Genomic DNA, 25,918 nt, shown 5'->3' with positions numbered 1-25,918 from the left:
CCCCCAACACAGCACCCGCAAAAGTCCCCAAAAAACTGCCCCAAATCGCCCCCAAAGTTCCACCCCTCCAACCCGAAGGCTGAAACGACACCGGCAGCTTCGGCGAAAACCCGCAAACACCCAACAAACTACCAGAAACCACACCCCCAACAGCACCCACACCCGCCGCCACGATCGCCACAGCCAGCAACAAACTCGCAAACTCGTTCACCGATCGCACCGGCCCGCTATATTGCTGCCAAACCACCAGGCCAGCCCCCAACAAAATACCAGCCACAGTACCCGCAAACGCTCCCCAAACCGCTCCCAAATACGCTCCCCGCCGGCCCCACGTCCTCCCGACAGGCATCGCCAGAGGAGGCTTGCAAACAGTCCAAACAAAGCCCCACACCATACCAACCCCCGCACCGGACAAAATCCCCTGCCCGATCGCCGGATTTTCACTCATCACCCCAAACACCGCACCGCCGATCGCAGCCAAAAAGAAAGCCCCCCACAGAGTCCCCACCAAAACCCCTCCCCACTTCCGCCAAATCTGGTTCGGCGGCAAAGTAAAAATCCCCCAAATCATCCCAAAAAAACTTCCCCAAATCGAACCGACAAAAATCGCCCCCAAAATCGCGCCGCCGCCCTGGGCCACAGCCGAAAAAACCCCCGCCGCCGCCGCCAAACACAAAGTACCCCAAACACCACCCCAAGCCGCATCCCGAACAATACGCTCCAAATTGCCCACCGGAGCCCTCGCCGCAGGAGTCCTACTCCGAGAAGACATCGGCATCGGTAACAGTGGCACTGCGTACTGGCCTAGTTGGCGCGGCAGCCCCGTTGAGGAGTATTGACGGCGCGGTGCGGTGTCCCTCACAGGCGCTGTGGGTTGGGGCTTTTTACGCTTGGTTTTGGCGGGCTGCAAGTGCAATCCGTTGTTGACTGCTTGTCGCGAAGGAAACGGATCGCGGCCTTTGAGGAGTTTTGCCCGATCGCACCAAGGACACCGACTCAAATGATTTCCGTATTTATGCTGAGAGTTTTTGCTGCAAGTAACTAAAGCATCTTCCGCTTCCCGAATCGCATTCACCCAAGTTTTCGCATCCGGGCGCGCCGCCGGATTGAGGTGTCCTTCCTCAAAACAGCGGATAAACATCTGTCGCAGCCTCGGCTGCAGCATATCGAAGGGCGGCGCTGCGGGCATCGGGCGGTAGGGTATCCGTTTGGTACCGTTGGGGAAATGGCCCGATCGAATTCTCGCTTCCAAAGGCGGCGGTTCATCGCTACCGAGATAAACCCCCGAAAACGGGTGCGTACCTTCCATCAGCAATTGAAAAATTAGCACCGCTAAACCGAACAAATCGTGCTCTGGGGCTCGATCGATATCGCGGAAAGTCTGGCCCTGCAATTCCGGTGGCGTAAACTCCGGCTTCCCCACGGGACACCGATAAACGTAACCCGTATAAGGATCGCGCACTTGAAACGAATCGGTGTCTACCAGCGTTACCAAAGCCGTATCCGTCACGAGAATGTTCGACTCGTTCACATCGCCGATGACGTAACCCCTGACGTGGAGGGCGTTTACCGCCGAGGCGAGATTTCGGGCGGTGCGGTGGAGGTAAAGATAGCTAAATAGCGGTTTTTGTTCGCGCCTGGTTTTGGGAGTGTAGAAAGTGTGTATTGGCATCACTTTCTTGACGCGCGGCATCACAAAACCGACGATTTTTTCGCGCCCGCCGACAGTATGCAGCAAATCGACTGGCCAAGCTATTGAGGCGTGTCCCGGTTCGGCGATCGGCGCATCCGGCGGCATACTGAACATGACTGTGAGTTTGTCGCCGTCTTCGTCTGTCGGTTTGTGGTAGATTTTTGCTACTAGGGATGGATCTTGGGCGATCGGGTAGATGCGACCTTCACCGCCGCTGGCGATCGCGCTGTTGCTGTCGATCGCAATCAGTTGTCCGCTAAATTGGCGCTGCAACTGCATAGAATTCCGTTAGGGGATAGAGGATTAGTAGATTTTAGATTTTAGATTTTAGATTTTAGATTTGCGGTAGTGGTACAGAAGCGTCCTTGGATCCGGACTGAAGTCCGAACGATCGAACCAATTTTATTGTGGTTGTTCGTGGGAAGGGTGTCTCGCCCCTCCCATGCAAATTAGACGTGAATCAGCTTCAAATCCACGGACAATAACATCTTATCCTCAATTTTTTGTTTGACGGCGGGTGTCACCTGACAATTATCGGTGTTGAGGCATTCCACCAGCAAGTTGTAGGCGTAGTAATACTGTTTCAGCAAGGTTTTTTGTTGGGGGCGAAAATCTAAATTGTAGCCGATCGCGCTCTTAAATTTTGCCAGCCAACTTTTGCCGCACTCTTTCCGCCACTTTTTCCAATTTTGCAAATCTGGCATCTGATGCTGAAATTGTTGCAGCAGTTGTTTGAGTTCCGGTTCAATATTCAGCCCCAATATCCCCACCAATACACCAGTCAAATCCTCGTCAAATTCCAGTTTTCGCATCCCGATATTCTCCGCAAATTCCACATCTTGTCCCGCTTTTGCCAAACAATTTCGCAACTTGCAAAATTTCGATTTATCAAAATCGAGACTTGGTTCGAGGACGCGAGTCAAAGTCAAATCTAAGACACAAACCAAGGCTACATAAAAAGCCCGAATTTCCCCTTTATTCAAATTATTTCCCACTAACACCGACTTCTGATTAGCCCAGATTAGCAACTGCTGCAAGGTTTGATCTTTAGCTGCCATACTGTCAATTTTTTCTTGCATTAGCAGCACAAGTTCGTCAGCAGGTTGCAAAATGCCGGCGACTCTCAAAAATTCATTTTTCCACTTTTTGTCTGCAATGCGGCTGACAAATTCTGGTAGCGATTCCGGGTTGGCACTGTCAATCAGATATTCTGGTTGAGTGTCGGTTTCCTCTATTAGTTCGTCAACTGCAGTTTTGATAAAATTATCCACCAACCAGTCGCGGGTACGCGAGAAATTGCTGTCCAATTCCAAGTAATGACTGCCTAATTTTGCCTTAAAGTCTTTGGGGAAAATCTCTTTGGCGGCTAACAGATTTTTCCAGTGAGTTAGCTGGCTGCTGTTACGTTCGGGAAAGCGGTTGTACAGATAGTCGATCGCGATCGCCTCTAGAATCGCCGCACCCAGGATTTCCCGCCGCTTTAGTTCGTTCTCTGGCGCGCTTTCGGGGCGCTGAGTTAGGTCGATATGCTGGCTGAGAGTTGTTTCGATCGATCGTTCAATCAGCCATTTACCCGCACGGTAAAAATTGCGATCGAACTCCAAGTAAATCGCCCCAAACAATGCCTCAAAAGTCTGAGACAAAAAATTATTGTACTCGCTATTGTCTGTTTCTTTACAGTTACCGACAGCCCGACAAAATTCGCTCAATTTTAAATTTTGTGCTGATTCGGCAATTTTTTTTTTGTCTGCTAAACGACTTTTTAGCGTTGCTATATAATCGCAGTTCAGATCGGGATAGGTGCGGTACAGGTAGTCGGTAACAACAGCATCAAAAATCGCTCCGCCTAGGAGTGACAGCCGTTGCTGCTTCACCTCTTTCCCTGTTTGGCGATCGCACTTGTTGCCTAGCTGCCAGCGGCTAGTCAAGGCAATTTCCAGCAGTTCGGTTTGCCCGAAGTCCTGCAGGTCGATCGCTGCTTTGACTGCTTCAACATCTACCTTTTGAATTTTTATCTGTTTTAATTCTTTTTCACATTCATCCCATTTTTCCAACCAATCACCGCCTGCATCTTCCACGTACAAATCAACAAAATCTACCCCGCGATCCATCCAATCATCCTGCATTTTCCTGGCTGCTTCCAGTTCTTCCAAGACTTTTTGCAAGTTGCTTTCAACGGTGCTTGTACCTTGTACTGTCATAGTATTGATTTTGATGTAATTTGATTTTATGTCCAACAATTTCACTGCGATACAATCAAATCTCTATCTTTCTTAGGGTGCAAATTAGGAACCATACCGCTATTGATTGCTGCGGTAAATCTTCCCGTTGCTTAGCATTCGTATCGATAGCCTGTTGCCCTTCATGATGTCAACAATCGCTTAAAAACCTTTGTATTTTTCGTTTATACCCGAATCTCGATCCCCCTCAATCCCCCTTAAGTGGAGGACGCAATAAAAAACTCTTGTCCCCCCGATAGATTGGAGGGGCCAGGGCGATCCAAGACCTAATAATCAAACAGCAGACCCATACTAAGTTTGACATTAAATTGACAGCTATGCCTGTGGCCGCAGTCTGGCAGAATACCCCTCCCGGAAACAGAAAATGGGAGGAAAAATCTTGGCGCAGTCTTCCCGGACAAGAGAAGCGAACTGAGGCTTAGATTTTGACCGTCTAGAGTTGTGGAATATATGAGGCAATTCAAAATTTCTTCTTCACCGAGTTTTTAGGAGTCGAACTATTCTCAGCAGCAGATTTGGTAGATTTACGGGAACTTCAGGTAACGACCTGGGGGCAAATTATCACTATTATATAATGCAATGTTAACTAACTGGTTCAGGAAATTTGCATCGTTTCTATCATAACTTAAAAATAATCCTCTGTCAATCCCCCAATCTTGAAGAGTTTGTTGCCATTTTTGATATTTTTGTTCCGAAAACTCATCAGAAAGAGTAGTGACTTGAATGCAGAGGGGCTGCTGTTGGCGGTTGCTAACGATCGAATCAGTTGCCATAGAAAGATCGGCAACATAGCGATACAAAAAACTGCCTTGGCGTTCGACAATCCGGGATGCGATCGCCCGAATCACTAGATCGTCAGCCGGATCGAATTCACCAGCCTTGAGTTTTTGTTTCCAGATGAAAAATTTGCGATCGGATTCCCTCAGCCATTTAGGAAATAAATAACCGTACCAATATCTTTCTCCCGGAGTCATTAACTCAAACGCCGCTTGTTTTTCTATTTCCGAAGGTAGAGATTGAACCGCCAGCCAAACCTGAGAATCTCGGATAAGCTGCAGCAAAAAAGCCATCACAAATTTCTTAGCAGTTAGCGAACCGGGTTTAACATCTTTCACCCAGCGATTGATTTCATCCAATCTTCTCGCCAAACTCGGATCTATTCGATCTGCTGCGCTAATTAGGGAGTTGAGCTTATCCTTAATATCTTGTGCTTGCAAGTGACGACCTACTGTACAGATTAAACCAGAATTGTTGACACCTCGATTTTATTATAGAACCGCACCCAATTTTCGCCGATCGTTAAACATCTCGAACAATTGTTGGTGGCGCAGGTATCCTGCATCCTTTAACTTTCTTTGAGGAGATGTCTATTAAATAGTTCCTGCCGATTTCCGCAGAGCCTTGTACAATAAAACCAAATAAACATTTATCAACACTGCGGCTATCAATCCGAGTACCTGACCCACAAGCTGAGATGCTAGCAAATTCCCCAATGTTGAACCGATTAATCCAGAAATCAATATGGCTGGCACAAAAAACACAAAAGCCATCAGTAAATTTGAGCGAAATATCAACCACCAACGCCCTTTAGTTAATTTCCAACTACTGCCCAAACTGTCCGGCACCGAAGAGTTATCAATGACGGTAGCATAAGCTGAAAATATTAAGGGGTATAACACATAAAGCGCAGGAATTATTATTATTGGTACTAGGAAGCTTACCCAAACAAAAGACCACAAGAACCACCTAATCGCGAAAAGCAGCCCCACAGACAGGAAATAAACCAAAAGGAGTGGTAGAAATCTTCTTTTTGCTTGAATAAAAGCATCGCTCGCAGTTACTTGGTTTTTTGTCAAACTTCGATAAGTGTAGAAAGTAGTAGCTCCCCACAATAAAGGAACTGCCACCAACCAGTAGATCAAGAAAGGAACTGTCCCCAACCAAAAGTAGATAGGCTTCACCGAAAAAGTTCCGGCGCCCGGATGTTCGGAGAAACTTGTGTCAATGATCTCAATGATGCGATTGAGGGCATCTGGCCCAAAAGTATTCAGCACGAACCATATCAAATGGGGAGAGTTGATCCTCAACAGATCTGGGTATACAGATCCCACAACAGCAAATGTTTCTCGCAACAAGCTTGGGGCACTAATTCGTGGATATGTCATAATTTTTGCTCCGCTTTTTGTAAGTAGATTTGAACAGACTAGACATTGCTCGAAAAAGTTGCTAACAATAATGTTAAGTCATCATCGGTGCGATCGCACACACGAGGCGATCGCAAAAATGACTCTAACTGCTGTTTCGCATCTGACTCTTCTTTTACTTCGCCCGAAAACCGAAACAACGGCGTAAAAAACGGCTTGTGGGGCGTACCTTCGGGGATTTTGAGAGCTAGCATTTGCAAGCCGTCGGAAAACACAGCTAAGTGCCGCAGCGGTTGCCGCATTACCTGAAATTGCGCTGTTTCGATCGCATTTGGCGAAACCAAAAAGATGGTTTCGTTGATATATTCGCCGCAGGGAGGTACAGTAAGGGCGATCGCATTTCCCTCACTGTCACCCGCAACCGCCGCACCGTCACCAATTTGAGCAACTGCGATTAATTCCGGCGTCGCCACAACCGCAATTAAAGTGCAAGCCAAATCCCTCGCCGGCACTTCCCGCACAGCCGCTTCTGCTTCCACCTGGGCCCGCGCGACTTGCAGAGAAGCTGTCAAAAATACCTGCCATTCGCCGTCATTCTCAGGCTGCAAATCCTGTTGACAAATCATTTCGACAACCGCTTCTACAGCAATTTTTGCCCCAACTTCTGCCAGTGCAGCCGAGCCCGCGCCGTCAGCAACTGCTGCTACCAAAACACCGTTGGCCAAGACGCGCCAGCAGTGGGCATCTTGACAGGGCTGCGATCGTTTTTCGTGGCTAGTACCCGTCACGGATGCCGCTACAACTTGCCAATTACTCAATAGTTCAGATTCGTTAGTCATCAGTCATTAGTTATTAGTCTGTGGTCATTAGTCAACAGTCATTAGTCAACAGTTATTGGTTATTGGTTGTTAGTTGTGGGTTTTGGTTGTTAGTTGTGGGTTTTGGTTGTTGGTTATTGGTTATTAGTTGTTAGTTGTGGGTTATTGGTTATTGGCTATGAGAATCAAGCAGCAATTTAGATTGAACTATTCCATAAAAGAATCAAAAAAAATCCTGAGTTCGGATCTCTGCTTTACAATCTGTCTCATCAATTATTAGTTTGTGTTCATTTTGTAGAGAGATTCCTTAAGAATCTATTACTATTATTAACTAATGAGCCCTAACAACTAACAATCAACAACTAACAACTAACAATCAACAACTAACAACTAACAACCAACAACCAACAACTAACAACTAACAACTAACAACTAACAACTAACTAAACAGTTCCCCATCCGGGCGGCGGCAGTGCTACCTGTTCGTCAATTTTTGAGTGAGAAACTCTCTGCATACTAGCCGACAGCCAAATGAACATCTCTCGAAAGTCTAATCCTTTCAATTTTACAGGAGTGCGATCGACAATTTCTGCGAGACGGGAGATATTAGCACCTTCAACTCCGACAGCAAAAAATGCCACGCGCTTGTTCGTTTCTTCCTCTTTAATTCGCTGTGCTGCTATTTCCACAACATCATCTGATTCGCCTTGAGGTTCGCCGTCGGTAATCATAAATACCCACGGGCGGTAGTAAGTGATGCCGTTGTTGCGGTATTCGGATTTGCGGGCGGCAATGGTATCTAGTGCGAGCTGAATGCCCGCGCCCATGTGGGTTTGTCCTTGGGCTGTCAGCAGCGGTGTCTCGAACTGGTCGGCGGTCACGAAGTCTTGCACGACTTTGATATTATTGTCAAAGGAAATAATCGCGACTTCAACTCGCTTTTTAGCTAGTTCGTCTTTAATTAGGTCATTCCTAAAAACTTCCAGCCCCTCATTCAAGGCATCTATGGCTGCGCCTTGCATGGAGCCGGAGGTGTCCAGCAGCAAAACGCAGGGACAGCGCGGCTCTGGGTTTTCGGCAAATTCAACAGCTTCGTCTAGTCTCATGGTTCGGGGTTGACCTTGGAGTGGCTTGATTTCTAGGTTTGTTACTTTCTACCCTAGCCAGTAGGTGACATATTTAACTCAATCTGCCGGCTGGCGATCGTATTTTACCATTTACCTGAATCGATTTGAGATTTTTGATTGTATATTTTTGATTGTAGAATTGGATATCTGCGATCAAAAAAACAAATTCATTCCTGCCTGTGGTAATGTAGACTAATAGTATTACTGCAAAATAAGGATAAATCTTATGATTGCAACAGTCACGAAAAAATTAACCTTTGACCAATTCCTTGTAGAATGTCCAGAAGATGGACGCTATGAACTGGTCAATGGAGAAATTGTAGAAATGAATTCCACCAGAAATCATGATGATGTTGCTAATGTCTTGTTATTTGACTTCAACGATGAAATTCGGCGATTGAATTTGAATTATGTGGTCAACAATACAGCCGTTATCAAAACTGTAAGTAAAGCCGGTGTTGAACAAGGGCGGAGACCGGATGTCAGCGTAATCGAGATCGATTTATGGCGATCGAACCGTTCTGCTTATGCTGCGTTGCGGGAACCAATTCAATTGGCGGTGGAGGTAACATCAACAAATTGGGATGACGATTATATCGACAAACTGGACGAGTACCAGCGCCTCGGAATTCCTGAGTATTGGATTGTCGATTACTTAGCAATTGGTAGTAGGGAATTTCTGGGAAATCCCAAAGTTCCAACTGTATTTGTTCACCTTTTGGATGCAGAGGGCAACTATCAAAGAAGTGCGTTCAAAGGCAGCGAACGAATTGTATCGCGGACTTTTCCTGAATTAACGCTGACAGCAGAAGAGGTGATGAACGTTTAAATTGGTTTCCTCTAGATAGCCCGATCGCCAATCTATACAAAATTACTGAAAATATGAAATCTGTTTCTGAAAAAAAAGCTATTAGTGCTTGGGACTACAAACCTTGGTGGTGTCAGCCTTGGTCGATTCTTTTGACTGGCACGAGTCTGATTGGCGGTAGTTGGTTTGTGTTAAAAACTGTTTGGATAACTGTTTTAGTCGCGATTCCTTTATTGGCTTGGATGGGGTTTTTCTTGTTGGTTTGGCCGAAGTTGATGGTGTCTAGCGGTGCTTTAGATTCTCATTCAGATTAGGTTTTGGTGGTGCGCTGTTTGTGGGTGCGCCCATAATTACACTAAATTTATAGCAAAGTCTCGATCCCCCTAAATCCCCCTTAAAAAGGGGGAATTTGAGCCTTTCCTATCTCCCCTTCAATCAGAGAGAATTTGAGCATTTCTTGTCTCCCCTTAAGAAGGGGGCGCCAGGGAGATCGATGGCCTAACGATCGAACAGTGTTTCGCGCCCTACAATAACTCTACGCTTGCGGGTAATAGTCTTGAATTGCTTTCACTTTCATCGGGTTGGATTTGAGCGATCGAATTCCCGCTGCTGTGGCTTTGGCACCGGCGATTGTGGTAATAATCGGGATTTTGTAACTCAAAGCTGTGCGGCGGATAAAGGTTCCGTCGGCGCGGGATTCTTCGCCGGAAGGTGTGGTGATAATTAGTTGGATTTTTTCATTTTTGATCGAATCCAACAAATTTGGCCGCCCTTCGTGCAGTTTCAATTCCAAATATACATCTAAACCTTGCTCTCGCAAAACTTTGCGCGTTCCGTGAGTTGCTACTACTTTGAAACCTAATTCTAAGAATTCCTTCACAACCGGTACCACTGCTAGTTTATCGCGATCGCACATTGAAACCAGCACGACTCCGAATAACGGCATCACTTGTCCCGCACCGAGTTGAGCTTTGGCATATGCTTTGCCAAAATCTGTGTCAATCCCCATGACTTCGCCAGTCGATCGCATTTCTGGCCCTAACAAAGTATCAGTTCCCGGAAACTTAGCAAACGGTAGCACCGCCTCTTTCACAGAAACGTGAATTGGTACGATCTCTTTAGTAAAACCTAAAGCTTCTAGAGTTTGGCCGGACATGACTCGCGATGCGATTTTTGCTAGGGGAACTCCGATCGCTTTTGACACAAAAGGTACTGTGCGAGAAGCCCGTGGATTAGCTTCTAAAATGAAAACTTCTTCGCCTTGGACAGCAAATTGAATGTTCATCAACCCGATCACTTTCAGGGCTTTTGCTAGTTCCACTGTCTGGCGGCGAATTGTTTCTACCGCTTTCTCAGAAAGGGTTTGGTAAGGGATGGAACAAGCCGAGTCGCCGGAGTGGATTCCCGCTTCTTCGATGTGTTCCATAATACCGCCGATCGTCACATTGCCGGTCATATCGGCGATCGCATCTACATCTACCTCGATCGCATTTTCCAAGAACTTGTCAATTAAAATCGGATGCTCCGGTTCTACCAGCACCGCGTAGGTCATGTAACGTTCCAATTCCGTATCGGAATAAACAATTTCCATTGCTCGCCCGCCCAACACGTAACTCGGCCGCACCACCACCGGATAACCGATGCGTTGAGCGACGATTAAAGCATCCTCAAAACTGCGCGCCAAACCGTTAGCCGCTTGCTGAATATCCAACTGTCGCAGAATTTTTTCAAATCGCTCCCTATCTTCAGCAGTATCGATAGAATCCGGCGAAGTACCCCAAATTTTTGTTTGTACGTCGGGATGATTTTCGAGAGCTTTTTGTAAAGGAATCGCCAATTTTAACGGCGTTTGTCCGCCAAATTGAATGATTACTCCTTCGGGATTTTCCGCCTCAATAATATTAAGAACATCCTCTTTAGTTAGCGGTTCAAAATACAGGCGATCGCTCGTATCGTAATCTGTAGAAACTGTCTCCGGGTTCGAGTTGACCATAATTGTCTCAAACCCGTCCTCGCCTAGGGAATAAGCAGCGTGACAGCAACAGTAATCAAACTCAATTCCCTGTCCGATGCGGTTCGGCCCGCCGCCTAAAATCATCACTTTTCGCTTAGTAGAAGGCAAAACTTCCGACTCCGGTGCGAGACTGTGACCGACAGGTGAAATTTTCTTTTCTTCATCGCCCTGTTCCCAAATTGCCGCTCCCGCTTCGTAGGTGGAATAGTAATAAGGTGTGAATGCTTCAAATTCCGCGGCGCAGGTATCGACTGTTTTGTAAATCGGCACTACGCCCAATTCTTTGCGGTAGGCGCGGACTTGATCTTCCGATGTTTTGGTGGCGTAAGCAATTTGGCGATCGCTAAATCCCAACTGCTTTACTTCAAACATTGTCTCTTTTGTCAACTGCTTGAGCGTTGTTCGTTTCAAGAACTTCTCTGCTTCCAACAATTCCTGCATTTTATCCAAAAACCAGGGATCGATTGCTGTGAGTTCAAAGATATCTTCCACCGACATTCCCATCATCATCCCGTGGCGAACTGTAAAAATGCGATCGGGATTTGGTGTCCGCAATCCGGCGCGAATTTGTTCCAAACTCGGCAATTTTTCCGGTTTGTCGCACCCGAAGCCTGCGCGGCCGGTTTCTAGTCCCCGCAGCGCTTTTTGGAAAGATTCGTTGAAGCTGCGCCCGATCGCCATTACCTCTCCCACTGACTTCATTTGCGTTGTCAGAGTCGGTTCCGAACCGGGGAATTTTTCAAAAGCAAATCGGGGAATTTTCGTCACTACGTAGTCAATTGTCGGCTCAAAAGACGCGGGAGTTTTCTTGGTAATATCGTTGGAAATTTCGTCTAAGGTGTAACCTACGGCTAATTTTGCAGCCATTTTGGCGATCGGGAAACCGGTTGCTTTTGAGGCCAAGGCGGAGGAACGGGAAACCCGGGGGTTCATTTCAATGACGATGAAATCTCCGTTGACTGGATTGACGGCAAATTGAATGTTAGAACCGCCAGTTTCAACTCCGATTTCGCGGATAATTTTAATCGAAGCATCCCGCAGGCGCTGATATTCTTTGTCGGTGAGAGTTTGAGCCGGTGCGACGGTGATTGAATCGCCAGTGTGCACGCCCATCGGGTCGAGATTTTCGATCGAGCAAATAATCACTACATTATCTGCCAAATCCCGCATCACTTCCAGTTCGTACTCTTTCCAACCGATCAAAGATTGTTCGATCAAAATTTGCGACACCGGACTCGCATCAATACCACCTTGGGCCATTTCTTCAAACTCTTCTTGATTGTAAGAAATGCCGCCTCCCGTGCCGCCCATTGTAAAAGCCGGACGGATAATTAACGGATAACTGCCGATTTGGTGGCCGATTGCTTTGGCTTCGTCGAGATTGTTGGCAATTCCCGAAGGACAAACTGCGACACCGATTCGCGCCATCGCTTCCTTAAATAACAGCCTGTCTTCTGCCATTTCAATGGCTGGCAATTTAGCACCAATTAACTCGACGCTGTATTTTTCCAAAACGCCATTTTTAGCGACGGCAACGGCTAAATTTAGTGCAGTTTGACCGCCCATTGTCGGTAAAATTGCTTGGGGTCTTTCTTGGGCGATGATTTGTTCTAGGATGGCTGGGGTTAGAGGTTCGATGTAAATGCGATCGGCCGTTTCGGGATCGGTCATAATTGTGGCCGGGTTGGAATTCACCAACACTACTTCATAACCTTCTTCTCGCAAAGCTTTGCAAGCTTGCGTCCCCGAATAGTCAAATTCGCACGCTTGGCCAATGACAATTGGGCCGGAACCAATGAGAAGAATCTTTTTTAAGTCTTGGCGACGGGGCATAGGTTCGTAATTGGTAATTGGACGAGATTGAGGATACATTTGATATTTTGCATCGCTCTTAGAAACAGGCTTTTTGAGCTGTTCCACCAAAAGCTTACTCAAAACAGCGCAAGTTTTGTTGTTAATTTGAAATTGTGCACCATTATCAGCATTTTGGAAGCGAAACCTCGCGACTGCGGTTGGCTGATACTGCCAGCTAACGAGAAATATTGATGGGAAAATGGTGCAGTCGATCGCTAAATCCAGACTATTTTAAGTGTTGCGGTCGAATCGTGTTCTAAAATACACAATCGGTTTCTGGTGCGAGATCGATCGCGCGAGTTGCGCCAGCAGGGCTAGTCAGAAACCAGGTTTCGGTGTGCAAGGCGTCCTGAATTATTAAATTTTGCTGACACCTTAATCGGCGCAGCCTACAAATTTCACCGATGCTAGTAGGGTGTGGGGGCGCACCGCTATCACTCTCCAGGTACACAGTCAATCGGTATGCGGGCGCACCCTACCAGTTTGCCATCTCTCTAGCCTCGCCCGCGACTTGTACCGCGCAACCGAAGCAAGGAAGCCGCCGCCAGCCCTCTCCTCTGGCTCCATCGAATCTGCTTAGATCGGGGAATGCGCCGAGTAAGAGGTAAAATATAAAATCGTTCCCAAAGCTTGAAATCCAAAATCTCAAACACAGATATGCCTAGAACTCCTAGCGAATATTCAGTGCACCTGCTGCTTGAGGGCGGCCACCGCGAAGAAATCCGTTTTGCAACCCTGCAAGATTTTCAACAGTGGTATAAAAGTCTGGTTCCCAAACAAGATTCGTCAGAATTTGTCAATGTCCCGATCAAAAATATTCAAGGCGAATACATGGTAATTCGGCCTAGCAGCATTCTCGGAATTCGGGTAGAACCGCTATTTAGTTCTAGTATCGAACGATACGAGGAATAAGCAAAATTATTAAATGATTGGGGAAAATTGGAAATTGATCAAGATTGTTCGCTATCAATTATTGACGATCGCGTGTTGTATTTTGGCGATCGCTTTTTCGGTGCCCGCCGTTGCAGTTCCGTCGCTGCAACCAGTTAGTATAAATCAATTGCAGGCGACCGAGTTGGAGTCGATCGGGCTTGACGCTCAAATCTGGGGCGAAAATGGCCAACCGGGCGATCGCCAATTGCTGTTAAGGTCGATCGACAACAGCCTCCGCTATCTCAATACATCAGCCGCCGCCAGTGCTTACAGCCGCTACCCAGTTTCGGGAATTACGCGCGATCGAGTCCGCCGTTCCCTCGATCGGTTCCGCCAATTAGTAGTCAGTTCCACTACACCAGCACAACTCCAAGAATCTGTCAAGCGAGAATTTGTTTTTTACAAATCGAGCGGCAAAGACGGCAAAGGAACAGTGGCATTTACCGGTTATTTCGAGCCGACTTATGCAGCATCTCGCACGCCTAATTCCGAATACCGTTATCCCCTGTACCGAGTGCCGCCAAACCTCGGTTCTTGGTCGAAACCTCACCCGACTAGATTGGAATTGGAAGGTGCAGATGCTTTGCAGGGAAGCAAAGGATTGCTGCGGGGATTAGAATTAGTTTGGTTGCGCGATCGATTCCAAGCATTTCTCGTGCAAGTCCAAGGTTCCGCAAGATTGCAGCTAGCAGAAGGCGGCGAGATGACAGTCGGTTTCGCAGGTAAAACCAGTCGCAATTATACAGGAGTAGGGCGAGAATTAGTTAAGGACGGCAAGTTTACTTTAGAGGAGTTAACATTGCCGAAACTAACCGCATATTTCACCAGTTTTCCGGCAGAGATGGACAAGTATTTGCCGAAAAATCAAAGCTTTGTGTTCTTCCGGGACACTAACGGAGCACTGCCGACTGGCAGCATCGGAGTGCCGGTAACTGCCGAAAGATCGATCGCCACAGATAAAGCTTTAATGCCCCCCGGCGCGCTAGCATTAATTAGCACCAAATTGCCTTATCCCAATGCGGCGGGAAAACTCGAACAAAATGCCGTGAATCGGTATGTTTTGGATCAGGATACCGGCGGTGCAATTAAAGGCGCGGGGAGAGTTGATGTATTTATGGGAACCGGAAATTTGGCGGGCGATCGCGCGGGTTATATCAACTCAACAGGAGAACTGTATTATCCGCTTTTAAAGTAGATTAATTCGGCTTTCGTGCGTAATTGCGATCGTTCCTCCCGATGCTAACAAAAAACCCGGTTTCTGACTGCGCCGCGCGAGGCAAAAACCCAAGAAACCGGGTTTTTCACGAATTTTTCCGCCTGTCACGAATCTTGATTGCTCGTTATATCAAATCCTCTCTTCATCGGAATAGTAAATTCACTGTTGACTGTTAACAGTTAACATCATGAGGAGTGCAACCGGAATTTATATTACCAGACTCTGCCTGGTAATACAGAACCAGAGGCTTTACCTCCTTCTATCTCGCCACTTACATGAGAAAGGAGTGTAGGAAGTGGTTAAGTTATTAAGTTTTAGATCCTCAAACAGTCACGGACTTTTCTTTAAATACGTCACTTTATTATTTTCATCAATGCGTATGTATTGTAACCGTTGAAGATCCACGATAATTCTTTCTTGTTCAACCTCAGAAATACCACCTTGAAACTGAAACATAGCATGGATCGAATTCTGAAGGGTACTTCTTCTGGTTGGCTTTAACTTGATAATCCTTTCAAAAACATATTGAATTATATCAGAGTTATTTTGAATTGGTGAGGATTCTTTCCAATTCCCTGCAATTCGATGTTGGGGGTTTTGATTTTCCTCTTCTTTTCTGGCTAGCTGGATCAGCATTTGAGCTAAACGCAACTTCTCCCTGTATCCAAGCTGCTGACACAAGCCAGCGATCTCATCATAGTTCATGACCAATTTTGGTTTGTTAGCTTAATCAAGATCGGTCATATTTTACCATATCTAACCAGTTGCTTTTGCTTCGGGTAGATGGATTAAATTAAACTCGCCAATAAAACCTCCTGGGAGCATCTCAGTTGTGCATTTATAGTGCTGTCCTCGATCGCGAGTACAATACGCGATCGGGGACGCTCGCACGCTCAATAAAAGAACCCAGCGCCGTTTCCCTGCCGAAATCGCGTACCATTTAACCAACAATTAAGACAAAGCCGAGCAATTTTTGGGTTTTATTAATTCAATTTCCCACAGCAGCCGGCTGCTGGCGATTTCGCACTTCCAGATAAATCAACAAAGCATTGACATCAGCCGGATTAACCCCGCCAATTCTCGCAGCTTGGCCAATAGTCAGCGGCCGAATTTTAGTCAACTTTTCCCGCGACTCCTTCGAGAGAGTTGTAATTGCCATATAATCCAAATCCCCCGGCAGTTGACGGCGTTCGTGTTTGGCAATGTCATCAATTTGATTTTGCTGTCTTTGCAAATAACCGGAATATTTGAGGTCAATTTCTACAGCATTTTTCTCGGCTAATTCTAGACTGGAATCACCTAAATTGTAACGTTCCAAATCGACATAATGAAAACCGGGACGGCGCAGCAAATCAGCGAGAGTAATTGAACCTTTAATCGCTTGTTGAGTATCGGCCAAAATCTTCTTCCCCAGCTCGTCGTGTTCTTTGACGCGAGTCGAGTACAAACGGGCTTTTTCCGCGATAATATTAGCTTGTTTGCGCTCAAATAACTCCCAACGGCGATCGCAAATTAAACCGATTTCCCGTCCGAGCGGAGTCAAGCGTTGATCTGCATTGTCCGATCGCAATAATAACCGATATTCCGATCGCGAAGTCAGCATCCGGTAAGGTTCCCGCAAATCCTTCGTACACAAATCATCGATCAAAGTCCCGATATAACTTTGCTCGCGAGGAAACACAATCATCTCCTGATTTTTCGCGAATCTAGCCGCATTAATCCCCGCCACAATCCCCTGTGCCGCCGCCTCTTCATAGCCAGTCGTACCGTTCACCTGACCCGCGCAAAATAGCCCTTCAATCTTCTTAGTCATCAGCGTCGGAAAGCACTGAGTTGCCGGCAAATAATCGTACTCCACAGCATAAGCAGGGCGCATCATCTCGCACTTTTCCAAACCAGGAAGAGTCCGCAGCATTTGCAATTGCAAACTTTCCGGTAAACCAGTCGAAAAACCTTGGATATAAAGTTCAGGAATATCCCTACCTTCCGGTTCAATAAAAATCTGGTGGCTTTCCTTATCCGCAAACCGGACAATCTTATCTTCAATACTCGGACAATAGCGCGGCCCCTTCGCATCAACCCAGCCGCCGTAAACCGGAGAAAGGTGCAAATTGTCTCTAATTAACTGGTGAGTTTCTGGCGTAGTTCGAGTTAGGTAACAAGGCATTTGTTCCCGTTCCACCCAAACTTCAGGATCGAAACTAAACCAACGAACTTCTGCATCTCCCGGCTGCGGTTCCATGTTGGTGTAATCGAGAGTCCGCTTGTCAACTCTTGCCGGAGTTCCTGTTTTCAACCTGCCAGTTTCAAAGCCCAAACGGTTGAGAGTTTCTGTCAAACCGACGGCGGCAAATTCTCCGGCACGTCCGGCCGGCATCGACTTATTGCCAACCCAAATTGTGCCACCTAAAAAAGTTCCAGTGGTGAGAATTACGGCTTTGCATTCAAAGGCAACGCCGAAGTATGTTTCAACGCCGATAATTTCTTCATTTTTGCCCAAAACTAAGTCTGTAACCATCGCTTCGCGGACGGTCAAGTTCTCTTGATTTTCGACAATATTGTTCATCACGGCGGCGTATTCCCGCTTGTCTGTCTGTGCTCTGAGAGCCCAAACTGCGGGGCCTCTCGAAGCGTTGAGGACGCGCTTTTGCAGATAAGTGCGATCGGCCATTTTACCGATTTCGCCGCTCAAGGCATCCACTTCGTTAGTAAGTTGAGTTTTCGCGGGCCCGCCGACAGCCGGATTGCATGGTTGCCACGCAATTTTGTCGAGATTGAGGGTGAGTAAAAGCGTGCGACATCCGAGGCGAGAAGTGGCGAGGGCGGCTTCGCAGCCGGAGTGGCCGGCACCAACTACGATGATGTCGAAACTATCTTGGAATTGTACTGTGGTTTGTGCGGTCATTCGATTTTAGATTTTAGATTTTAGATTTTAAATTGAAGGATTAATTCCGTCTTGAGTCTGGGAAGTAATTAATCCGGGAGCTTGTTTAGTGGATACCATTATATAGTATAATTCAAAATATGTCGTCAAATACAGAGATCAGCAGCAGTTATACCAGCCATTTAAAGGAAATAGCGAAAATGGTAAATCAACTATTTTACGGTGACAATCTTGATGTCCTACGCAGACACATCAAAGACGAATCAGTAGATTTGTGCTACATTGACCCGCCTTTTAACTCAAAACGCAACTACAACCAAATTTACAACAATATTGGCAAGGAAGACCAAGCCCAAGCACAAGCTTTTATTGACACTTGGACTTGGGACGATTATGCAAATCAGGGTTTAGCTGAAATCTTGGAAAATTACCAAGGTAAATTTACATCACAAAGTATTGATTTAATAGCGGGTTTAACAAAAGTCTTAAGCAAAGGTAGTTTATTCGCATATTTGGTTCACATGACTTTGCGAGTAGCTGAAATTCATCGAGTCTTAAAACCTACTGGTAGCTTTTATCTACATTGCGATTCTACAGTTAGTCACTATTTAAAATTAGTATTAGATGCAATTTTTTGTCCCCAGGGGGGAGATTTTATCAATGAAATTGTCTGGAAGCGGACAAATGCTCACAGCGATACTAAACAAGGCCGCAAAGCCTACGGAAATATTACTGATGTGATTTTATACTATAGTAAAAGTAAAGATTATAAATTTAATACTCAATTTCTAGCCTACACTCAAGACTATGTAACAAGCTTTTATAAACATACTGATGCTGATGGGCGACGGTATCAACTTGACAACCTGACTGGTCCTGGCGGTGAAGCAAAAGGCAATCCTTACTATGAAGTTATGGGCGTTAAGCGTTACTGGCGTTACAGTCAGGAAAAGATGAATCAGTTAATTGCTGAAGGGCGAGTAATTCAGACTAAACCGGGAACAGTACCACGATACAAACGCTATCTGGATGAAATGTCAGGTACGCCATTGCAGAATATTTGGGATGATATCAAACCCATTCAGTCACAGTCAGCAGAAAGACTTGGCTATCCCACACAAAAGCCTTTAGCTATTTTAGAGAGAATTATTCAAGTTAGCAGCGATGAAGGTGATGTAGTTTTAGATGCTTATTGCGGTTGCGGTACTACCGTCTGCGCCTCTCAACGCCTCAACCGCCAATGGATCGGAATTGACATTACTTATCAAAGTATTAGTTTGATTCTCAAACGCCTTGAGGATTCCTTTGGGAAAGGTGTACTTGAACAACTTAAGTTAAATGGCATTCCTAAAGACATGGAAGCAGCAGTTGCCCTTGCTAACAAAAAAGACGATCGCACTCGCAAAGAATTTGAAAAATGGGCTGTGCTTACCTATACTAATAATCGGGCAACTATTAACGCCAAGAAAGGTGCAGATAAGGGAATAGATGGCATTGCTTACTTTCAAGGTGACAAAGATGAACCAGAAAAGATTATCGTGCAAGTCAAGTCAGGGAAGGTGCAATCAGGAGACATCCGTGATTTGCAAGGAACAATTACCCTCGAACAAGCGGCGCTTGGCATTTTTATCAGTTTAAAAGACCCAACTAAGGACATGATTAAAACTGCCAAATCAGCCGGAATATATCAAAGCAAATATATGAATCAAAGTTCCGATAAAATACAAATTGTTACTATTAGGGAAATGTTAGAACAGAAAAAAAGGCTCGATGTTCGCCTGAGTTTTGAAGTAGTGAAGTCAGCCGAAAAACAAATGGAAGTTAAATCGAAACAGTTAGAACTAGACATTTAGAAAATAGTGATAGAGGAGTTACGGACTGTGCTGCTGCAAAGCTTTGAGATTCTTCGTTTCACTCAGAATGACAGAATTATGTCTAAATGAGTCCAGGACTACTATTCTCTTCACTCCTCTTCTCTACTCTTCCTTCGTGGCCTTCGCGTCTTCGCGGTTCAACAATTCCCTACTGTGGCAATTTTGCGCTATGTTAGACAACAAAATCTCAAGCGTACACAAGTGAAATATTTTTTCTTATCCGACGGCTGGAAAGTCGGGCGCGTCTGGGGGGTTGGTGGCGAGTGGACAGCCGCCGCCTGGAGACGACAGCCGGATATCCAACAGCTCAACCTCTGTCTTTCGGATCGAAATGAAAAAATGTGGCTCTACCGCGTAGAAGACGCTGTACTCATGGTAGAAGTCCAGCCCGGAACCCCTCTAGATCCGGCAGATCCAGGAAAAAATATTGGCAACGTCACCCTTACCAGACTCATCGATGCCGAGCAAGTTCTCGAACGCCTCGGGGCGATCGCCGCCCGCTGCTGGATCGATAGCCCACAATTAATGTAATGTCGAACATATTGCAATCGGTTCTAACACTCGATACACTTCTTTAAATAACTTTCATTTTTATACCTCCTCCTGTGAAGGTAGAAAGGATTCGGCAAAAGGCAGAATTTAAACCCCGGACATCACCGCTCGGGATGGAAAATCTGAATTTTCCGTCAAAATGACATCATCACTTACACCTTGGAGAACCGCAGTCAATGGGACTACCCTGGTATCGCGTACACACAGTCGTCTTAAATGACCCAGGCCGATTGATTTCTGTACACTTAATGCACACTGCCCTCGTGGCAGGTTGGGCCGGCTCGATGGCCCTTTACGAACTAGCAATTTTCGATCCCTCAGACCCAGTTCTGAACCCGATGTGGCGTCAAGGGATGTTCGTGCTGCCCTTCATGACTCGCTTGGGAGTCATCGGTTCTTGGAACGGTTGGAGCGTCACGGGCCAAGGTAACGTCGATCCTGGCTTCTGGTCTTTTGAAGGCGTTGCGATCGCTCACATCATCCTCTCGGGTTTACTGTTCTTAGCAGCAGTCTGGCACTGGGTATTCTGGGACTTGGAACTCTTCAGAGACTCCCGCACCGGCGAACCCGCCCTCGACTTGCCAAAAATGTTTGGCATTCACCTGTTCCTCTCCGGCTTGCTCTGCTTCGGCTTCGGCGCATTTCACCTTTCGGGACTTTTCGGCCCAGGAATGTGGGTGTCCGACCCCTACGGCCTGACCGGTCACGTCCAGCCAGTGGCGCCTGCTTGGGGCCCTGAAGGCTTCGATCCGTTCAATCCGGGTGGCATCGTGGCTCACCACATTGCAGCGGGCGTAGTCGGCGTAATTGCCGGTTTGTTCCACTTGAGCGTGCGGCCGCCGGAACGTCTTTACAAAGCCCTGCGGATGGGGAATATCGAAACTGTACTTTCTAGCAGTATCGCTGCTGTGTTCTTCGCGGCCTTTGTGGTTGCGGGTACGATGTGGTACGGTTCTGCTGCTACTCCGATCGAACTTTTTGGCCCTACTCGCTATCAGTGGGACAGCAACTATTTCCAACAAGAAATCGATCGCAGAGCCCAAGCTAGCTTAGCCTCCGGCCAAAGCTTCCAACAAGCTTACGAGCAAATTCCCGAAAAATTGGCTTTCTACGACTACGTGGGCAACTCTCCGGCTAAAGGCGGTTTGTTCCGCGCTGGCCCGATGGTCAACGGTGACGGTATCGCCAAAACCTGGCTCGGCCATGCAGTATTTACTGACAGTGAAGGTCGGGTATTGTCGGTGCGCCGCCTCCCGAACTTCTTTGAAACTTTCCCAGTCGTTTTGACGGACAAAGATGGAGTCGTTCGCGCTGACATCCCCTTCCGCCGTGCTGAATCAAAATACAGCTTTGAACAAACAGGAGTTACTGTCAGCTTTTATGGTGGCGAATTTGACGGTCAAACCTTTAATAATCCTCTAGATGTGAAAAGGTTTGCTCTCGCCTCCCAAAAGGGCGAACTCTTTGAATTCGATCGCGAAACCTTGAAGTCTGACGGTGTTTACCGCACTTCGACTCGCGGTTGGTTCACTTTCGGACACGCTTGCTTTGCTTTGTTGTTCTTCTTCGGCCATATCTGGCACGGTTCTCGGACAATCTTCCGCGACGTGTTTGCTGGAGTTGAGGCTGACCTCGAAGAACAAGTCGAGTGGGGCTTGTTCCAAAAACTGGGCGACGTGACCACAAGAAGAGAAGAATCTATCTAGTTTTCGCCAGCCCCACGGGCACGCCGGAAACTTCCCCGGTACAAAAAACCCGGTTTCTTGAAGAAACCGGGTTTTTTTAGTTAAAAATAAAACCAGCAATTAAGATAAAATAAGACGGCAAGGGAAGATAGGGAAAATTTAACATGGAAAGCGTTGCTTACATTTTGATTCTGGCTTTAGCTTTAGGTGTACTATTTTTTGCGATCGCCTTTCGGGAACCACCCCGGATCGGCAAATAATTAGCCCTACGGCGGAGGTCAAGGGGTGTCAACAACGGCCTAAAAACCTTTGTATCTCTCGTTTATAGCCCAGTATCGATCCCCTGGCATACTAAGCGGGAATCGGCTCTAGTCATCAAACAGTAGACTGATACTAGGTTTTAGCTCTAGTTGACACATAAACTCACTGCCGGAGTGCCGAGTCATTTTTCTAGTCCAGTCATTCATCTAACCGCGCGGTCAGATGAATGGCAATTTGCTGGCAACGCCTGTTAAAATCAGCAATCATGCGCTGTTCCTCCTGCCAACATACAAATAGTCGCGTTCTCGAATCGCGTTCAGCCGAATCAGGTCAAAGCATCCGTCGGCGGCGCGAGTGTTTGAGATGCCAGCACCGCTTTACAACTTACGAACGCATAGAATTTGTGCCGATTACAGTGATCAAGCGGGACGGCAAGCGCGAATCTTTTGACAGGTCAAAATTAGTCAGGGGACTGGTTCGGGCCTGCGAAAAAACTGGTTTGTCCTCCGGGCAGCTAGAAACTCTGGCAGAAGAAATTGAAGCGCAACTCCAAGGTCGATCGATCCGAGAACTCGCCAGCTCAGAAATTGGGGAACTGGTATTGTTGCACCTGCGACCCCTGAGCGAAGTCGCTTACGTGCGCTTTGCCTCAGTATATCGGCAGTTTCGAGGTATCAGAGATTTTGTAGATACCCTAAATCACCTTCAAAATCCGCTCAACGAAGCTCTAGAGCCAGAAAATCAGCCTGATTTTGACGCAGATTCCCTCGATGGCGATCGAGTCGATCGAGAAAGCCCCGCATCCTGCGCTACTGGCAGCTAAACTCCCTTAAATTAATTTATAAAGCAGTATGCAGGTAAGTTATAATGATTTACTTGACTCTGAATGTTACGATTAAACGTTTTAACGTAGAGTTTGCACCAATAGCAGTGGCAAGCCCGGATGCAAAGTTGCACCAGGCAAAAGTTAGCAAAAACTGACTTTAGTAAAAGATTTTGCAAGAAGTTAACCGCTTTTTCACCAAAATCTCTCATATTTGCCGGCACAAACGAAAAACATGAAGGAGAGAAATCCTAGGAAACTATTCGCATGGTCAATCTCAAAACCACAGTCAAAGACATCGGCTTTACTCACGAAGATTTTGCAGCCCTACTTGATAAATATGACTATCACTTTAGCCCGGGCGATGTAGTAGCCGGTACAGTTTTTAGTATAGAACCCAGGGGCGCTCTGATTGATATCGGTGCTAAAACAGCAGCGTACATTCCCATTCAGGAAATGTCGATCAATCGAGTGGAAAGCCCTGAAGAGGTATTGCAATCAAACGAAACCAGAGAATTTTTCATCCTCACCGATGAAAATGAAGACGGACAATTAACCCTGTCCATCCGGCGCATCGAGTATATGCGGGCCTGGGAAAGAGTGCGACAACTGCAAGCAGAAGATGCCACGGTGCGATCGCAAGTATTTGCCACCAACCGCGGCGGCGCACTCGTCAGAATTGAAGGGTTGCGAGGCTTTATTCCCGGTTCTCACATCAGTACCCGCAAACCGAAGGAAGAATTAGTCGCCGAAGAATTACCATTAAAATTCTTAGAGGTAGACGAAGACCGCAACCGCCTAGTGTTGAGCCACCGTCGCGCCTTAGTCGAACGGAAGATGAACCGCCTCGAAGTCGGGGAAGTCGTCATCGGTACAGTGCGTGGCATCAAGCCCTACGGTGCCTTTATCGACATCGGCGGAGTCAGCGGCTTGCTGCACATCTCAGAAATTTCGCACGATCACATCGATACGCCTCATAGCGTCTTCAATGTCAACGACGAAGTGAAAGTGATGATCATTGACTTGGACGCTGAGAGAGGCCGGATTTCTCTCTCCACCAAGCAGTTGGAACCCGAACCGGGCGCGATGGTCAAAAATCGCGAATTGGTTTATGAAAAAGCTGAGGAAATGGCAGCTAAGTTCCGCGAAAAAATGCTCGCTCAAAAGCAAGCTAAAGCAGGCATAGACATTCCAGCAGACTCAACAGATGCCTTGGATCTCTCCGACGAAATACTCGAAGACGTACCCTCAGCAATGGAAGAGGACGTGCCGGAGGTAGCAGCCGAAGCCGCAGCCGAAGCCGCACCCGAAGCCGCACCCGAAGCCGCACCCGAAGCAGTAGAGGAAGCAGCAGCCGAAGCCGCACCCGAAGCCGCACCCGAAGCAGTAGAGGAAGCAGCAGCCGAAGCCGCACCCGAAGCAGTAGAGGAGGAAATCCCTGCTGCGACTGTCGAATAACATCGCAGTCACCGTTACAAAAAGAGGGATAATCCCTCTTTTTTTTGCTTCAACCTCGCAATTACCAGATACATCTTGTCCAGTCGATTGACCAGAAAATTGGGTTTCAAGCCTCGCTCTTCTAGGGCGACTTGTTGTGCTAGAATATTGCCGTAGAGTTTGTCTACGTCAAATGCTCGCTCTGGAATTTAAAGCTAAAGGAAAAGCAACCCAATATACAGCAATAAATGAAGCGATTAGAACCGCTCAATTTGTCCGCAACAAGTGCATCCGTTACTGGATGGACAACAAAAGTGTTGGACAGAAAGAGCTTTATCGCTACAACACAGCGCTAAGGGCTGAATTTCCGTTTGTCAAGACTTTAAATTCCCATGCTTGCCAAGGCTCTGTCGAGCGGGCTTATAGTTCAATTGCTCGGTTCTACGACAATTGCAAACGACAAGTTCCCGGTCAAAAGGGCTATCCGAAGTTTAAAAAGAACTGTCGCTCTGTTGAGTATAAGACTTCTGGGTGGTCGCTTTCTGAGACACGCAAACAAATAGTCTTTACTGACAAGAAAGCTATTGGCAAGTTAAGACTAAAAGGGACATGGGATTTAAACTTCTACCAAATAGATCAGATCAAGCGGGTGCGTCTGGTTAAACGTGCTGACGGCTATTACGTCCAATTTGTAATCAGGATTGACCACCAAGTCGAGACAAACTCGACTGGTAGGACAATCGGCTTAGATGTTGGACTCAAAGAGTTTTATACCGACAGCAACGGACATAACGAGCCAAACCCCAGATTTTACAGGAAGAGCCAAAAGCGGTTGAAGTCTAGACAGAGACGTGTTTCTCGCACAAAGAAAGGCTCTACCAATCGAAAGAAAGCCATTAATCGACTAGGGCGAGTACACCTCAAAATAAGTAGGCAGCGTCAAGAACACGCTAAAAGACTAGCGCGTTGCGTCATCCAATCTAACGATTTGGTTGCTTAGGTCGATTTGAGGATTAAAAACCTAGTTAAAAATCATTGTCTCGCCAAGTCGATTAATGATGCTGGCTGGTATCAATTCAGGAAATGGTTGGAGTATTTTGGAGTCAAGCTTGGAAAAATAACGGTAGCCGTTAACCCAGCGTACACTTCTCAAAACTGTTCTAACTGTGGTGCAGTTGTCAAAAAATCACTATCTACGAGGACACACAATTGTCAGTGTGGACTTGAATTAGATAGAGATTGGAATGCGGCTAGGAACATCCTGAATTTTGCCTTGGGTACTACAGGTCATGTAGGAACCTGGATTTTAAATCCGAACGCTTCGGGAGATTCGACCTCTACTCAGGCTGGAGCAATCTTGTCTGAGCAAGTTGGGTCTGTGAACGAAGAATCCCCATGCCTTTAGGCTGGGGAGTGTCAAAACAGAATTATAGTCATTTCAAATAAAAAAGAGACACTATTGAGCGCAGTAGGCACAGATAAGTTCATCTAAAGATGTGCCAGCAGGAGCATACATTCTGGCTCGCTTTAAGGCACTAAAATCGTGTTCAATATC

The 25,918-nt window shown here is 46.7% G+C and carries 19 protein-coding genes and 2 pseudogenes; 11 read left to right on the top strand and 10 right to left on the bottom strand.

Annotated features, from left to right (window positions below; translation table 11 throughout):
* From IQ263_RS21030 to IQ263_RS21005, 6 genes are all read right to left on the bottom strand, one after another.
* Nucleotides 1–1,972 (bottom strand): DNA-binding protein (locus tag IQ263_RS21030; protein WP_194069960.1); only part of this gene is annotated, 1,972 nt, incomplete at its 3' end.
* Between the two features lie 170 nt (nucleotides 1,973–2,142).
* Complete coding sequence (locus IQ263_RS21025) at nucleotides 2,143–3,894, bottom strand: NACHT C-terminal helical domain 2-containing protein (protein WP_194069958.1); 1,752 nt, start codon at nucleotides 3,892–3,894, stop codon at nucleotides 2,143–2,145.
* A 563-nt stretch (nucleotides 3,895–4,457) separates the two neighbouring features.
* Nucleotides 4,458–5,150 carry a hypothetical protein gene (locus tag IQ263_RS21020; RefSeq protein ID WP_194069956.1) on the bottom strand — a complete coding sequence of 231 codons (693 nt, stop codon included), beginning with the start codon at nucleotides 5,148–5,150 and terminating at the stop codon, nucleotides 4,458–4,460.
* Between the two features lie 153 nt (nucleotides 5,151–5,303).
* Entirely contained in the window at nucleotides 5,304–6,098 is a 795-nt protein-coding gene (locus IQ263_RS21015) for a hypothetical protein (protein ID WP_194069954.1), read from the bottom strand.
* Between the two features lie 38 nt (nucleotides 6,099–6,136).
* Nucleotides 6,137–6,916 carry a PP2C family serine/threonine-protein phosphatase gene (locus IQ263_RS21010; RefSeq protein ID WP_194069953.1) on the bottom strand — a complete coding sequence of 260 codons (780 nt, stop codon included), beginning with the start codon at nucleotides 6,914–6,916 and terminating at the stop codon, nucleotides 6,137–6,139.
* 422 nt (nucleotides 6,917–7,338) lie between these two features.
* A complete protein-coding gene (locus IQ263_RS21005; RefSeq protein ID WP_194009233.1) occupies nucleotides 7,339–8,001 on the bottom strand; it encodes a vWA domain-containing protein in 663 nt (220 codons plus the stop codon).
* Between the two features lie 247 nt (nucleotides 8,002–8,248).
* On the opposite strand from IQ263_RS21005, the gene IQ263_RS21000 reads away from it, so the two are divergent.
* Nucleotides 8,249–8,851 (top strand): Uma2 family endonuclease, encoded by a 603-nt coding sequence (locus tag IQ263_RS21000; RefSeq protein WP_194069951.1) that lies wholly within the window; start codon nucleotides 8,249–8,251, stop codon nucleotides 8,849–8,851.
* 53 nt (nucleotides 8,852–8,904) lie between these two features.
* Nucleotides 8,905–9,144, top strand: coding sequence for a DUF6737 family protein (locus IQ263_RS20995; protein ID WP_194009231.1), 240 nt, complete (start codon nucleotides 8,905–8,907; stop codon nucleotides 9,142–9,144).
* 221 nt (nucleotides 9,145–9,365) lie between these two features.
* On the opposite strand, the gene carB is transcribed toward IQ263_RS20995, so the two are convergent.
* The gene (gene carB, locus IQ263_RS20990; RefSeq protein ID WP_194069973.1) at nucleotides 9,366–12,677 is read right to left on the bottom strand and encodes a carbamoyl-phosphate synthase large subunit; all 3,312 of its coding nucleotides are present in this window, start codon (nucleotides 12,675–12,677) and stop codon (nucleotides 9,366–9,368) included.
* Between the two features lie 678 nt (nucleotides 12,678–13,355).
* Between carB and IQ263_RS20985 the strand changes: the two genes are divergently transcribed.
* Nucleotides 13,356–13,610 carry a hypothetical protein gene (locus IQ263_RS20985; protein ID WP_194069949.1) on the top strand — a complete coding sequence of 85 codons (255 nt, stop codon included), beginning with the start codon at nucleotides 13,356–13,358 and terminating at the stop codon, nucleotides 13,608–13,610.
* 13 nt (nucleotides 13,611–13,623) lie between these two features.
* Nucleotides 13,624–14,826, top strand: coding sequence for a murein transglycosylase A (gene mltA, locus IQ263_RS20980; protein WP_194069947.1), 1,203 nt, complete (start codon nucleotides 13,624–13,626; stop codon nucleotides 14,824–14,826).
* A gap of 351 nt (nucleotides 14,827–15,177) precedes the next feature.
* Here the strand turns inward: mltA and IQ263_RS20975 are convergent, their stop codons facing one another.
* Both IQ263_RS20975 and mnmG read right to left on the bottom strand, forming a co-directional pair.
* Complete coding sequence (locus IQ263_RS20975) at nucleotides 15,178–15,552, bottom strand: hypothetical protein (protein WP_194069945.1); 375 nt, start codon at nucleotides 15,550–15,552, stop codon at nucleotides 15,178–15,180.
* Between the two features lie 283 nt (nucleotides 15,553–15,835).
* Entirely contained in the window at nucleotides 15,836–17,752 is a 1,917-nt protein-coding gene (gene mnmG / locus IQ263_RS20970) for a tRNA uridine-5-carboxymethylaminomethyl(34) synthesis enzyme MnmG (protein WP_194069943.1), read from the bottom strand.
* Between the two features lie 179 nt (nucleotides 17,753–17,931).
* Here mnmG and IQ263_RS20965 point away from each other — a divergent pair, with 179 nt between their 5' ends.
* The 7 genes and pseudogenes from IQ263_RS20965 (at nucleotide 17,932) to IQ263_RS20935 (ending at nucleotide 25,768) form a co-directional block, all read left to right on the top strand.
* Nucleotides 17,932–19,584 (top strand): site-specific DNA-methyltransferase, encoded by a 1,653-nt coding sequence (locus tag IQ263_RS20965; RefSeq protein ID WP_194069941.1) that lies wholly within the window; start codon nucleotides 17,932–17,934, stop codon nucleotides 19,582–19,584.
* A gap of 222 nt (nucleotides 19,585–19,806) precedes the next feature.
* Nucleotides 19,807–20,136 (top strand): hypothetical protein, encoded by a 330-nt coding sequence (locus IQ263_RS20960; RefSeq protein ID WP_194069962.1) that lies wholly within the window; start codon nucleotides 19,807–19,809, stop codon nucleotides 20,134–20,136.
* A 197-nt stretch (nucleotides 20,137–20,333) separates the two neighbouring features.
* The gene (gene psbB / locus IQ263_RS20955) at nucleotides 20,334–21,863 is read left to right on the top strand and encodes a photosystem II chlorophyll-binding protein CP47 (protein ID WP_194069939.1); all 1,530 of its coding nucleotides are present in this window, start codon (nucleotides 20,334–20,336) and stop codon (nucleotides 21,861–21,863) included.
* A gap of 143 nt (nucleotides 21,864–22,006) precedes the next feature.
* A complete protein-coding gene (locus IQ263_RS20950; protein WP_083622085.1) occupies nucleotides 22,007–22,102 on the top strand; it encodes a photosystem II reaction center protein T in 96 nt (31 codons plus the stop codon).
* Nucleotides 22,103–22,368: 266 nt separating this feature from the next.
* The gene (gene nrdR / locus IQ263_RS20945; RefSeq protein WP_194009242.1) at nucleotides 22,369–22,926 is read left to right on the top strand and encodes a transcriptional regulator NrdR; all 558 of its coding nucleotides are present in this window, start codon (nucleotides 22,369–22,371) and stop codon (nucleotides 22,924–22,926) included.
* A gap of 267 nt (nucleotides 22,927–23,193) precedes the next feature.
* Nucleotides 23,194–24,384, top strand: coding sequence for a 30S ribosomal protein S1 (locus IQ263_RS20940; RefSeq protein ID WP_194069937.1), 1,191 nt, complete (start codon nucleotides 23,194–23,196; stop codon nucleotides 24,382–24,384).
* Nucleotides 24,385–24,556: 172 nt separating this feature from the next.
* A pseudogene (locus IQ263_RS20935) lies at nucleotides 24,557–25,768 on the top strand (RNA-guided endonuclease InsQ/TnpB family protein).
* A gap of 51 nt (nucleotides 25,769–25,819) precedes the next feature.
* On the opposite strand, the pseudogene IQ263_RS20930 reads toward IQ263_RS20935, so the two are convergent.
* A pseudogene (locus tag IQ263_RS20930) lies at nucleotides 25,820–25,918 on the bottom strand (IS630 family transposase); the annotation flags it as partial.

The sequence above is a fragment of the Tychonema sp. LEGE 06208 genome, assembly GCF_015207505.1.
In the GTDB taxonomy this organism is placed as follows: Bacteria; Cyanobacteriota; Cyanobacteriia; order Cyanobacteriales; family Microcoleaceae; genus Microcoleus.
This window is presented reverse-complemented; position numbering and strand designations above follow the sequence as displayed.